The organism is Metabacillus sp. 22489, from assembly GCF_052044855.1.
Classification (GTDB): Bacteria; Bacillota; Bacilli; order Bacillales; family Bacillaceae; genus Metabacillus; species Metabacillus niabensis.
In genome coordinates this window covers 20,145-33,272 of sequence record NZ_JBQENT010000014.1, presented here as the reverse complement: position 1 = coordinate 33,272, position 13,128 = coordinate 20,145, and the positions used below count along the sequence as shown (strand labels likewise).

The window sequence follows — 13,128 nt, the reverse complement described above, 5'->3', positions numbered from 1 at the left end:
TGTAAGCGCTTCATATTTTGTGGTGATTCACAGTATTGTCCTTTTAAAAGGGGGGATGCTCTCATTTAGCTTTCGTTCTTAAATAACGAATCTTTAATAGGGGTGGTGCAAACGTGAAGAAAAGGCTCTTTTCTCTCTCGATGATTGTCGGTTTAGCTTTAACATTCCTTCTTACAGGTTGTTCGCAAGCTTCAAATGAAAATAAGAAAGAGCTGACTATTTGGACGTTTACTGATGAAGCAAAATATGCGGTTGAGAAATTCAAGGAAAAGCATCCTGATGTTGATGTTAATTTGCTGTTTATTACGAATGATAATTATGTTCAAAAGCTTATTTCTGTATTGCAGGTTGAGAAAAATGTCCCTGATGTGTTTTTTGTTGAGAATGCTTACTGGCCACAAATTAAACAAATTCCTCGTTTAGAGAATTTATCAAAGGAACCGTATAATGCAGAGGAAATACTAGCTAAGCAATTCCCTTATATTCAGGATATTGAAAAGGATGAGGAAGGAATTGTTCGAGGGTTAGGCTATCAAGGAACACCTGGTGCCTTTTATTATCGACGAGATTTAACGAAGAAATATTTAGGAACAGATGATCCGAAGGAAGTTAGTGAATTGATATCAAGCTGGGATAAAGTGATGGAAATTGGTAAACGAGTTTATGAGGAGAGCGATGGTAAGGTTCATGCATTATCGAGCTGGTCAGATATCGATATCGTTGAAAGCTCAAATATTAAAGAACCATGGGTAGTTGATGGAAAGCTAGTCATTGATGATGTCCGTGTTAAAGAACTGGATTTAGTGAAGGAAGCGCGAGATACGAATGTTGAAGCAAAATATGAGGTATGGGGGCCAGCTTGGACGGCATCGATGCAAAAGGGAAGTGTGATGTTTTATGCTGAACCTACGTGGGGCTTACCATATATTTTCGAAAAGAACGCGCCAGAAACAGCAGGGAAATGGGGCTTGGCACATGGTCCAAAATCATTTAGCAGCGGTGGTACGTATTTAGCGATGTACAACAAGAGTCAAAATAAAGACCTTGCATGGGAATTTATGAAGTTTTATACAACGGATGAGGAATTTTTAAAGGAATTAGCGGAAAGTCAGCAATATTTCTTAAGTAATAAAGAAATTGATGAAGAGCTAGCACCTGAGTTAACGTCTGATTTCCTCGCAGGTCAGAAATATTTTGAATTTTTCGTTGAAGCTGGTGAACAGGTTCCATCAGCACCACAATCCAAATATGATAATGATATTAATAAGCTTTGGACAGAAAAGGTCAATGACTTTTTAAATGGACGGTTAAAAACGAAGGAAGACATGCTTGAATCATTTAAAACAGAGGTTGGCCACAATTTTCCTGAGATTGAAGTCAATTAAACCATCGAGGCAGGTTTATGAATGAAGCTGCTCGAAAGGGGAAATGGATATGTTTTCACGGTCATTACGAAAAGATCATTACGGTTATTTGTTTATTGCACCGTTTTTTATCATTTTCTTGATTTTCGGATTATATCCGATTTTGTATTCGTTGTATTTAAGCTTTACAAATTGGGATGGCTTTGGCAATCCGACGCTGATTGGGCTTGAGAATTATCAAAGGCTGTTCGGTGATTTTTTCTTCTATAAATCACTTGGTAATACGTTGTTAATCTGGGGAGTTTCTGTTATCCCACAGCTAACGGTGAGCCTTGTTCTTGCAGTAATTTTACATGAGAAATTTGTTAAAGGTAAGAGCCTTTTCAGAGCTGTGTTTTTCTTTCCGAACATCGTAACAGCTGCTTCTTTAGGACTTTTAGTTGCGTTAATTTTTAGCTGGCAAACAGGGAGCTTTAATCAATTATTAATGAGCCTTGGGTTTATACAAGATCCAATTAATTGGGCTGATAAGCCGATGTTTATGAGGATTTTAGTATCATCGATTTTGTTTTGGCAATACTTTGGCTATTCAATGATTATTTATATTGCAGGACTCCAGGGGATTTCGCGAGATTTATTAGAGGCTGCTGAAATTGATGGCGCTTCCAAATTAAAGGTGTTTTTTCACATAACACTTCCATTATTAAAACCTATTATTCTTTTTCAGATCGTTACATCAATTATAGGGGGAATGCAAATCTTTGATCAGCCTTATACGTTAACGAACGGAACCGGTAATCCTGATAATGCGACATTGACAAGTGTCATGTATTTGTATGAGACGGCGTTTACGCGGTATCAGTATGGATATGGTTCTGCGATTGCCTTCGGTTTATTCCTTGTGATTGTTATTTTCTCGATCCTGTCGTTTACACTTATGAACCGAAGAACAAAGGGTGAATCAAATTAAAGGAGGTATGAAACATGTCGCGAAATCTCACACTGGAATCATCAGTTAGTGAAACTGCAATCACGAAAAAACGAAAAATTAAGCTAAGCCATGTTTTGATACATGTATTTCTCATATGCTTGGCGATAATTTGTATTATTCCATTCTATATCATGCTCATTTATGGAACACATACAAATGCCGATATTGCATCAAAATTTATCTTTTTACCTGGAAATGCGCTCATTGAAAACTATCACTCTATGAATGAAAACGTAAATATTTGGCGAGGTTTTTTAAATAGTTTAATCATTTCCTGCTGTTCAACAGCACTTACTCTTTATTTCGGTGCACTTAATGCATATGGCTTTGCGAAATATAAATTTAAAGGGAAAAAATTTCTATTTATTTTCGTTTTGGCAACAATGATGGTGCCGCAGCAGCTCGGCTTAGTTGGGACGTTCCGAATTATGTACCTATTAAATTTAATTGACACATATGCTGCGCTTATTTTGCCTGCCGCAGCAAATGCATTTGCGGTTTTCTTCGTTAAGCAATTTATTGATGGCACAATTCCTGATGAAGTCATCGAGTCGGCAAGGGTGGATGGAGCAGGAGAGTTCAAAACCTTTAATCGGATTATTCTCCCGATGCTAATGCCAGCACTTGCTGCACTAGGGATTTTCTCATTTATCGGTTCCTGGAATAACTTTATGGGTCCGCTAGTTTTACTGTTTACGAATGAAAAATATCCGCTCCCGTTATTAGTCCAATTACTCCAAGGTTATTATGGGACGAATTATGGTGTCCAGTATTTAGGTGTCGCCTTATCGGTATTGCCGATCATTATCGTATTTGCCATTTTTTCGAAACGAATTATTGGTAGTGTCGCAATTGGTGCGGTGAAGGGGTAATTTTAAGAAAAAAGAAAGGGTGAGAGAGCCATGCAATTAAATGGAGCAATGAAGGTAGTCTATCAAGCTGGAGAATGGATAATTCGATTAGTTTATGCCAATTTACTATGGATGCTTTTCACCCTTTTAGGTCTCGGAATCTTCGGTTTCATGCCTGCAACAGTTAGCTTATTTGCATTATTACGAAAGTGGATCATCGGGAATGAAGTCGAATCGGCCTTCACGTTCTTTTGGACGAATTACCGTAAGGAATTTTTAAAGGCGAATCTGTTTGGTGTCATGTTCCTTGTGATCGGGTTAATCATTCGTTTAGACATTCTCTTTTTTCAAGATTCTTCTAATATAGTATTTCAGATTTTATTCGTTTTAATGATTTGTCTAAGCTTGCTATACTTCATTACAATAGTGAATTTCTTTCCAGTCTATGTTCATTTTGACCTTTCCATTTTCAATTATGTAAAATACGCCTTTCTTATTGGATTATCTCAGCTTTCATCGACACTTATGATGATTTTCGGCAGCATCATCATCTTTTGCCTATACTGGTACGTTTCCGGACTCATCCCACTGCTATGTGTTAGTTTATTTTGCTTAAATATTATGTGGTTTGGTTATCGGTCGTTTAAGAAGATTGAGCTCGAGCAGCAGAAGTAATTTTTGAATAGAAGTTAAAAGCAACACTGTCATTTAAAAGTAGTGTTGTTTTTTAAAAATATGTATTTAGTATGAGGCAACGTAAAACTAATAAATTTGATAATGGAGGAGCGCATAATACTTGTTCATCCAATGATCAAAGAAATTATTAGAGCATTAAATGTCGAAGCAGTTTCAGAAATGGGAACAAGCACAGGGTTATCATGATTTTGATAAAGTACGTGTGGACGCTTTTCTAAAAAATCTCTAAAGATGTATGTGGAGTAAGGAATAATATAATCGGAGTAATATTTTTAGCATTCGAAGTAATTCTAAACGAATGCTATTTTTGCGTGAACATGTAGATAAGTCTGTTTAAGTTCTATTATATTTCTGTTAAAATATGTTACGTACCTACCAATTAATTCCAAGTGGTGAGGTGGAAATATGGCGCTTGAAACACTACCAAATTGGTTTTGGGCAATCTATTACTTCATTTTAATAACAACATTAGCAGCTGGAATCTTTAGTATTTTTAGAAAAAAAATAAGAGCTTTGTCTGTATTGACGATTATTTTTTCCCTAACTGTTCCTATCATTTCTTTTTTTAATAGTATTGGTAGAGGAGAGGGAATGAATGAATTTGAGCATTTCATTAGTCAATTGCAACAAGGGACTTTATGGTCTATTTACACGATAATCGGTTACATATTTATAGTCGTCTGGTGGGTTTTGTTTCTTGTTAAAGGGAGAGAAAAAGTCTACTAATCATTTCAAAATGACCAATAGACTTTGTTGAAAGTACTTCCGTTCGAGTAGACAGTTTTTAAAAGAAATTAAGTTCATTAACGATATACCTATGAATCTTATAGCAATATAGCACATTAAAAGCTTGGATATGAATTGAACCTCAATTGTTACCAAGGTGTAGTTCAGTCCATATCCACGCGTTTTTATCATTTTTGTTTATTCATCCATAATTACCACATAGGTTCCTCTTTATTACTTAACCTATAGAAAAAAGGCATACTCATTAATACAATAAAATAGGAGGCTATCTCAACAGCAAATATATATTGAATCGGTACATTAAATGATACTAATGGTACCCAAATCAAAAAGGGACACATGACAAATAGGCTTAACTGATTCCTTGATTTTTTTGACAAATACTGAAAGTGTTCACAGGAGGGGCATCTTAATTTATTTTTGAAAGTAAACATTTTTACAAAAGTATCCTTCCAAGTCCACTTAGATCCACAATTTTGGCAATTTGGCAACAAAATCTACCACCTCATTGAAATTTTTAATATAAATCCCCATTGTTCTTTATGTATAAGTCAATAACTTTCTTTAATCATTAATCTTCTTGAATCGATCTCTTTTATTGGAGTACACCAACATAAAAATAATTAAAGTTAAAAATAGGATAAGACCAATAATAAATAAAACTTGATTTTCTAACATCTCGCTCACGGCGAATATGATGATGCTAAAGCTAATCCCATACATAATTTTACCGATAAATTTGCACAAAGCGACTTCATCGTATTGAGCCTTTTCACTATCTGACATTGTATTATAACCTGCAAGTATGGATGCTCCTTTTCCTTTCGAAAGTATAATAGCAAATATAATAAAAGGAACTGAAATAATGAGAATACCAATCTCCAACGAGCAACCTCCTTTTCTATAAAATTCTTCGTTGGTCAAACACCCGTATTTAATCATTATACGTATTTAATGCATGCTATGTTTCGTTTATTTGGCGAACTATTTAAAAAATGAATATAAAAAAAGGATAAGGTCGGAAACTTGTTGAATTAATTAATTGAGCGAACAAACTAAGTTGCACTAATTAAAATTGCTCGTCATTAAAAGTTTCTAAAACGAAGCAAAAAAAGGGGTATATTTAATGAACAAAAAAATACTGTTTAACGACGGATGGGAATTCGCAAAAAGTAGTTTAGAGGTTACAGAGCATTCAAGCTTGAATTTTCAACAAGTCGACCTTCCACATGATTGGTTGATTTATAATACGTTAGATTTATATGAAAATAGCATCGGCTGGTATCGAAAAACGTTTTCTAGGCCAATAGAAGCCAGTCAAGTTCTTTTATCGTTTGATGGTGTTTATATGGACTCGTCTGTTTATGTTAACCAGCAATTTGTTGGAGAATGGAAATACGGTTACTCATCGTTTGAGCATGACATTACAGATGCATTAAAAGAAGGAGATAATGAAGTTCTTGTCAAGGTTGTCTTTCAAAGTCCGAACAGCAGATGGTATTCAGGTGCGGGAATCTATCGAAATGTTTGGCTAAAGACACGCGAAGAAAGTCATATCGCAACAAATGGAATTTATGTTCATACAAAACAAGAAGATTCACGCTTTCACGTTGAAATCGATACCGAATTGAATGTGACAGAGGAGCTTGTTCTTACACATACAATTGTCGATAATGACAAAGTGATTGCGACAATTTCGGATACGCTAGCTCCAAATCAATCTAAGAAACTAGTAAATCAACAAACGTTAATCATTGAAAATCCTTTGCTATGGAGTCCTGAACAGCCAAATCTGTACAAGCTAATAACGAAGTTAGAAACTGAGGGCGGAAGAGTACTTGAATTAATCTCGCAAAATCTCGGATTCCGCAAAATCGTACTTGATCCGAATGAAGGCATGTTGTTAAATGGGCAAAAAATGAAATTAAATGGTGTTTGTGAGCATCACGATTTAGGGGCATTAGGTGCTGCGTTTAATGAAGCTGCTTTAAAAAGAAGACTTAAGCTGCTGAAAGAAATGGGTGTAAATGCAATTAGAACCGCGCACAATATGCCTGCAGTTGAACTTATGGACTTAGCTGATGAAATGGGATTTTTTATCGTTTCAGAGGCATTTGATATGTGGGAAAGGCCAAAGACGAAGTATGATTATGCACGATTTTTTAAAGAATGGGCTGAATCCGATGTGAAAAGCTGGGTTCTGCGTGACCGGAATCATCCGAGCTTGCTTATGTGGAGCATTGGCAATGAGATTTATGATACACATGTCGATGAGCGTGGGCAGGAAATAACAAAGCTACTGAAGGAGTATGTAGAGAAATATGATCCAAAGGGCAATGCGAGCGTAACGATTGGTTCAAATTATATGCCATGGGAAAATGCGCAGAAATGTGCCGACATTGTGAAGCTTGCCGGCTATAATTATGCAGAAAAATATTATCAAAAGCATCATAACGAGCATCCGGATTGGATTATATATGGGAGTGAGACGGCGTCAGTAGTTCAAAGCAGAGGGATTTATCATTTTCCATTTGAAAAAGCGATTCTTACAGATGATGATGAACAATGCTCAGCTCTTGGAAATAGTACGACAAGCTGGGGAGCAAAATCAGCAGAGGCATGCATACTCGCTGAAAGAGATACACCGTTTTCCCTTGGTCAATTTATTTGGACTGGCTTTGATTACATTGGGGAGCCAACACCTTATCATACGAAAAACTCATATTTTGGACAGCTTGATACAGCAACCTTTAAAAAGGATTCGTTTCATCTTTATCAGGCAGCATGGACGAATTATAAAGAAAACCCAATGATTCATATCTTTCCGTACTGGGATTTTAACGATGGTCAGCTAATCGATGTAAGAGTGTGTTCAAATGCACCACGAATTGAGCTCCAGCTTAATGGGGAAACAATTGGTGCTTATGATATCGACCATTGTCGGGGGAAAGAGCTAGTAGGGTGGTGGAAAGTTCCATATCAAGCAGGGGAACTACAGGCAATAGCCTACGATGAAGCAGGAAATGTGATTGCAACAGATGTGAAAAAATCATTCGGTGATGCGAAGAGACTTAAAGTGCAGGCTGATAAAGAGCAGTTAATTGCAAATGGGACTGATCTGATTTTCGTTGAAATTTCGATGGAGGATGTGAACGGACATCTCGTTGAAAATGCTACTAACCGCGTCTTTGTTAACGTAACAGGAGCAGGTCGTTTAGTCGGACTAGATAATGGCGATAGTACGGATTATGATCAGTATAAAGGGCAAAGCCGACGCTTGTTTAGTGGCAAGCTTATGGCAATTATTGCCGCAACAGTAGAACCGGGCTTCATCCAAATTGAGGTAAGTTCACAAGGGATCGAATCATGTAAAGCTGAATATAAAGCGCTTCCTTCAGGTGAGAACATAGAAGGGATTTCAGCAATGATGAGCAATCAACCTTTACCAATTGTTTTAGGAACCGAAGAGGAAATCCCGTTACGAAAAATTGAACTTATTAGTGAGCATGGCCAATTAATCGATGAAACGAGGAAAGAAATCAATGTTAGGGCACATTTATATCCGGAAAATACTTCATATAAAGAAGTTGAATGGAGTGTTGTCAATGATTCTGGAATCGTCTCAAACATTGCAAAGGTTGAAGCGAATGGTCTTGAAGCGAAAGTGAGCGCATTTGGTGATGGAGAGTTCCGACTTCGTTGTACAAGTAAAAATGGCGGAGATAAAACAAGATTGATTTCACAGCTTGAATTTAAAGCAACAGGGCTTGGAACTGCATATAAAAATCCGTATGAATTTATCTCTGCTGGACTGTATGACTATAGTAAAGGTGAGCTAGGGAGTGGAAACGAGCGTGGTGTAGCTACAAGTCGTGATGGTGAAACACAAGTCGGCTTTAGAAATATTGACTTTGGTCCATACGGCTCAGATACAATAACGATTCCAATCTTTGCATTAACAGATGAGGAATATTCTTTGCAGATTTGGCAAGGGATGCCTGGTGAAAATGGCAGTGAGCTCTTAGCAGATGTTATCTATCAGAAGGAATCAAAATGGAATGTGTATCAGGAGGAAACCTACCGCTTGAAGAAGCGACTAACAGGGATTAGCTCCATCTGCTTTGTCCTCCTCAATAAGGTTCACATTAAAGGCTTTTCTTTTAAGAAATACAATAGAGCCTTTGAACAAAATCGTGCAATCGACTGTGACCATATTTATGGAGATACGTTTACGAAAACAGAAGACAATATCGAAGGGATCGGTAATAATGTTTCCCTAGAATATGACCAGATGGATTTTACCACTGAAGGAGCAACAAAGCTTGTTGTCTCAGGTCGTTCACCGATTGATAAAAATACTATTCATATTCGGTTTGCAAACGAAAATGGAGAAAGCAATCAGCTCGTTGAATTTACCCATTCAGATGGATATGTTGAAAGGGTATACGATTTGGAAAAAATCACGGGTGAACAAAAGGTCACATTCATCTTTCTTCCAGGAAGTCAATTTGATTTTGCCTGGTTCCGTTTTGAAAGGTAGGAACAATTGAATGAAAAAAAGAAAAATCCTTAGAAACCTTAATTTTCTAAGGATTTTTCTATTTTCCCAATAATGACAACTATTTCTTACGATAATATCCACAAACATCAGCAGATTGTCATTTTCTATTCAACTATCCCTGTGCTCATAATCGAGACCTTTACGTGTACATCAAAGGAAAGCTCAGGATAAATCTGCCGCCATTCTTTATACGTTTTTTCCGTATGTAGCTTAGAAGCTTGATATCGAAGGCCAAACCCGATCGGATCGGCATCATTTTCCTGAAGCATTGTTAATAACTCTGTTAACTGCTTCTCCACTTCCTTACTCGCATAATGACTGTAGGTAGATAGTTTTTTAGGGTTCATTGGCTGATTTGCTTCTTCCATAACCCCTTTCATCGTCACATCCATTTTTAAAACAGGCTTTTGTTTAGCAGCTGTATCGAGCTTGAATTTTGTTTTTGATGAATCGATCGAAACGGTAAAGAGAAGATCATCTCTTTTTATGGTGAGATTCAGTTTTTCAACATTATTAGCCATTACATTATATAGTTTTGTTTCTTCAGGGGACAAATTTAATGGTTCTTTTTTATTTGCGAGAAGGGAAGAGCTATTTACGACTATTTTCTTCTTGTCCTCACTTGAATTGAAAACAGGTAAAATTGGATCATAGCCCTTCTCAGACAACCTCCTTTGAAAATCGAAAAGATAAGTAGAGACGATATAGGCGCTTTCCACTCCATTTTCATCAAAAAAATTAAACAAAGCATGTGAGCCTGCCTTCTCTGAGGATGGTTCGGTTTTCAGAACGCTTTCAGCTGATGGATTTCCTACAGCAACCCATGAAATCTTTTGGATATCTCTTCTTCGAACAAAAAAGTCAATTACTTCATTCATGTCATGGTTAAGAATTTCTTCCCCAAAAACGATGACCTTTGCATGACCAAAATCGAGTTCCTTATCAACATGTGATTTTAATAGACGAACGGCAGATGCAATTGATTCGCTTTCCTTTGTGAGATATGTATATTTTGCACCAGTCTCCTTTATCGATCCTGAGGGAACAGCGAGTTTAAGTGTTATTTTATACGGCTTTTCATCATTATCGCTATGGTCAATTCCTATAGAAAGGACGAAAATCCTTTTATCAATATCTTTAAACCCACATCCAAATTGGAGGACCAATGAAAGTGCAATAATCGTGATGAAAATCGATCTGCGAAATTGATAAACAGAAAATCTCAAACCTTCGCCCTCCTTTTAATATAGAAAAAAAGGGTAAACATAACAGCAAACGAACTAAGTAAGTAATTGAGAAAGTAGCTAGTATAGGTTGTCAGTTCATATTCTGTTAAATAAGAAACGGTAGCAAAGGCACCAAGCCAAAAAATGACGATAAATAAATAAGGTGTAAGGTTTCGTTTTTTCCATTTTAACCTTTTAAATGACATCACGCTTTTTAATAACTCCAACGTAACATGCCAGTGAATCAAAACACTTAAGAATGAAATTGCTAAATAGAGTAGGAGGAAGATATATACGACTCGCTCTACTACAAAGAATTCTAAGCGTAAAGTATCACTCGTTGTAATCCAAGGGTATACAATATCACTAACACCTTCAAAACCAAGCATTCCAATTGGGATAAAATATGTCGTAACAAGTGATACACCACCAAAAAAGCCTATGATAAGCATGTTTTTCCAATTGATTTGCTGGTTCCTTTTAAACAAACGATTAAAGATAATAAGATTGAATCCTCCCAATAATAAATAGCTGGAGGCAGAGATGCCAGTATAACTAGGATAATGATTAATATACATAAATGATTCCTTTATGAAATCCCAGTTAAGCTCAGGAGATGTGTAAGCTTTTAGTGTAATAAATGCAATAATCGGTATACAGCAAATAAGCACAAATTCAATCGTATAAAGAACGCTCCTGCTGTTCATTAAGATTCCATACGTAAGAAAGAGCAGGAAGGTAAAGGTGATCCAAAGTAAAGGCATATCAGGTGTTAAAAACCGATTTAATAAAAACGTGAAGGTGACTAAGGTGATAAGACCTGCAATATACCAAGTGGACGCAAAGACAAGAACAATTGCACCTGATAGCCAGCGAGGTAGATATTTTTTCGTCAAATCAGGAAGCCCTTGCCCTGGAAAAAGATTAAAAAAGCGGGCACAAATATAACAGAAGGCGAGTCCTAAAATATAGGACACGACCATGGAAATGATTGCACCATTCATCCTTTGTCCGATTAAAATTTTTGGGACAGAGGAAACAACATTTGCGATCATATTAACAAAGACAAGGTAAAAAAAGTAACGGTTCATGTTGATGATCCTCTCGTTTCTGAACGCTTGCTTTGAAGATAGATTTTGAAATATGGTTGCCCAAAGCTATCCAATTGGGTTAAATACATGAGTAGCCAAATTAATCCAAATACCAATCCTGCCAAGCCAGCGAAACTCGCGAAGGCTAAAAGGATAAAACGAATAACTCGAATGGCAAAGCTCATTTCATTGATCGGAATAACAAAGGTTGAGATGGCGACTGCTGCGACAAGAATGATCATTATGTTTGAGGCTAGCGCTGCTTCGGTTGCAGCTTGTCCGAGAATTAATCCTCCAACTGTCGTAGCCGTTCCTGTAACGGCCTTTGGCAGGCGTATGCTTGCTTCAGTCAATAGCTCCATAATAATAAGCATAAATAAAACCTCAATAAACGAAGGGTATGGCACACCAATACGACTTCCAGCAATCGTAAGGGCAAGCTCCACCCGGAAAACCTCTGGATTGTAGGAAGTAGCTGCTACATATAATCCAGGAAGGGTTAAACAAGCAAACAAGCCAAAATAGCGGAGGAATTTCAAAAATTTCGTAATCCAATAAGATTGGTATTTGTCATCCATCGAGGTCATAAAATCCATAAACACGACAGGTGCCATAACAGTCGTATGCCCACCATCAAGTAAAAGGATCACTTTCCCGCCAGCAAGATTATAGACGACCCGGTCCGTTCGCTCGGTCAACATCATAATAGGCATTAACGAGCGTTTTTTTTCGTTTAATAAACGGTTAAGCTCTGATGTTGATTGGATTGCAGGTATTTTAAGGGAATTTAGCTTTCTTTTAATACGTTCAAGAACATCCTTTAGGACAACGTCTTCATCATAAATAATTGCTAATGATTGATGGGTTTTTTCTCCAATTTCCATCATCTCTACTGTTAGCGATGGTTTGTGATAGCGTTGGCGGATAAGATTGATATTTGTCGAGATATCCTCACTTAGAGATAATTGCGGTCCTTGAATCGTTGGTTCGATACTTGTTTGCAATACCGTATCTGTGTTGACCTTTTTTATATCCAACAAGACCAGCTGATCTCGAATGGCAACAACAACGCTACCCTTCGTTAATTCAAGTGCAATTTGTTCTTTACCATTTATGTCCTGTACGTTAGGAAGTGAGTTCAAATATGCTTCTACATGCAAATCGTTAACCAATTCAAAAAAGGGCTTTATAATAAGCTGCTGGAGCTTGTCTCCATCGATAACTGTCTTGATGTATAAAAGCTCCATATGTTTTTCATCCATATGTAAGGGCTTTGATACGAAATCATTAGATGGCTTTAATTGTTCTGCTAACCAGTCCAATGTCTCACGAGATTCTTTTGTTGATTGCATCAAATGCTCTCCTAGTAGATTTTTCCTTCATTTAAGGATTTAATTGTTAAGGAATTTTTATGTATATCTTTACCTGAATAACAATCCTCATACATTTAATTATGTGTTTTTAGAAAGGGAAGAACGGGCATGAAGAGAGGGTGTATTGAGATGACAAGATTTATCTATTCTAATCAACAAAATGCTTAAAAAACAACAGCCTTATTTTTTTAAAAGCTACTATGCTATATCCAGTAATAAGGAATAAGT

The 13,128-nt window shown here is 36.7% G+C and carries 11 protein-coding genes; 6 read left to right on the top strand and 5 right to left on the bottom strand.

Going from position 1 to position 13,128, the window contains the following annotated elements:
• Positions 1-113 precede the first annotated feature (113 nt).
• From ACTJJ9_RS10550 to ACTJJ9_RS10530, 5 genes are all read left to right on the top strand, one after another.
• The gene (locus ACTJJ9_RS10550) at positions 114-1,385 is read left to right on the top strand and encodes an ABC transporter substrate-binding protein (RefSeq protein WP_255451921.1); all 1,272 of its coding nucleotides are present in this window, start codon (positions 114-116) and stop codon (positions 1,383-1,385) included.
• 49 nt (positions 1,386-1,434) lie between these two features.
• The gene (locus ACTJJ9_RS10545; protein WP_440768655.1) at positions 1,435-2,334 is read left to right on the top strand and encodes a carbohydrate ABC transporter permease; all 900 of its coding nucleotides are present in this window, start codon (positions 1,435-1,437) and stop codon (positions 2,332-2,334) included.
• Between the two features lie 14 nt (positions 2,335-2,348).
• The gene (locus ACTJJ9_RS10540; protein ID WP_145582450.1) at positions 2,349-3,227 is read left to right on the top strand and encodes a carbohydrate ABC transporter permease; all 879 of its coding nucleotides are present in this window, start codon (positions 2,349-2,351) and stop codon (positions 3,225-3,227) included.
• A 30-nt stretch (positions 3,228-3,257) separates the two neighbouring features.
• On the top strand, positions 3,258-3,881 hold the full coding sequence (locus tag ACTJJ9_RS10535; RefSeq protein ID WP_145582449.1) for a YesL family protein: 624 nt from the start codon (positions 3,258-3,260) through the stop codon (positions 3,879-3,881).
• Positions 3,882-4,307: 426 nt separating this feature from the next.
• A complete protein-coding gene (locus ACTJJ9_RS10530; protein WP_145582448.1) occupies positions 4,308-4,628 on the top strand; it encodes a hypothetical protein in 321 nt (106 codons plus the stop codon).
• A gap of 212 nt (positions 4,629-4,840) precedes the next feature.
• On the opposite strand, the gene ACTJJ9_RS10525 is transcribed toward ACTJJ9_RS10530, so the two are convergent.
• Together ACTJJ9_RS10525 and ACTJJ9_RS10520 are read right to left on the bottom strand one after the other, a co-directional pair.
• Positions 4,841-5,140, bottom strand: coding sequence for a TIGR04104 family putative zinc finger protein (locus ACTJJ9_RS10525; RefSeq protein WP_174880084.1), 300 nt, complete (start codon positions 5,138-5,140; stop codon positions 4,841-4,843).
• A gap of 73 nt (positions 5,141-5,213) precedes the next feature.
• Positions 5,214-5,534: a DUF3784 domain-containing protein gene (locus tag ACTJJ9_RS10520; RefSeq protein ID WP_249922082.1), complete on the bottom strand. Its 321-nt coding sequence runs from the start codon at positions 5,532-5,534 to the stop codon at positions 5,214-5,216.
• 241 nt (positions 5,535-5,775) lie between these two features.
• Between ACTJJ9_RS10520 and ACTJJ9_RS10515 the strand changes: the two genes are divergently transcribed.
• On the top strand, positions 5,776-9,189 hold the full coding sequence (locus ACTJJ9_RS10515; protein WP_145582447.1) for a glycoside hydrolase family 2 TIM barrel-domain containing protein: 3,414 nt from the start codon (positions 5,776-5,778) through the stop codon (positions 9,187-9,189).
• A gap of 125 nt (positions 9,190-9,314) precedes the next feature.
• On the opposite strand, the gene ACTJJ9_RS10510 is transcribed toward ACTJJ9_RS10515, so the two are convergent.
• The 3 genes from ACTJJ9_RS10510 to ACTJJ9_RS10500 are packed head-to-tail and all read right to left on the bottom strand — an operon-like array spanning position 9,315 to position 12,879.
• Positions 9,315-10,436 (bottom strand): Ger(x)C family spore germination protein, encoded by a 1,122-nt coding sequence (locus ACTJJ9_RS10510; protein WP_145582446.1) that lies wholly within the window; start codon positions 10,434-10,436, stop codon positions 9,315-9,317.
• Positions 10,433-11,527, bottom strand: coding sequence for a GerAB/ArcD/ProY family transporter (locus ACTJJ9_RS10505; RefSeq protein WP_145582445.1), 1,095 nt, complete (start codon positions 11,525-11,527; stop codon positions 10,433-10,435). The genes ACTJJ9_RS10510 and ACTJJ9_RS10505 overlap by 4 nt, the downstream gene beginning before the upstream one ends.
• Positions 11,524-12,879 carry a spore germination protein gene (locus ACTJJ9_RS10500; protein WP_145582444.1) on the bottom strand — a complete coding sequence of 452 codons (1,356 nt, stop codon included), beginning with the start codon at positions 12,877-12,879 and terminating at the stop codon, positions 11,524-11,526. The genes ACTJJ9_RS10505 and ACTJJ9_RS10500 overlap by 4 nt, the downstream gene beginning before the upstream one ends.
• Between the last annotated feature and the right edge of the window lie 249 nt (positions 12,880-13,128).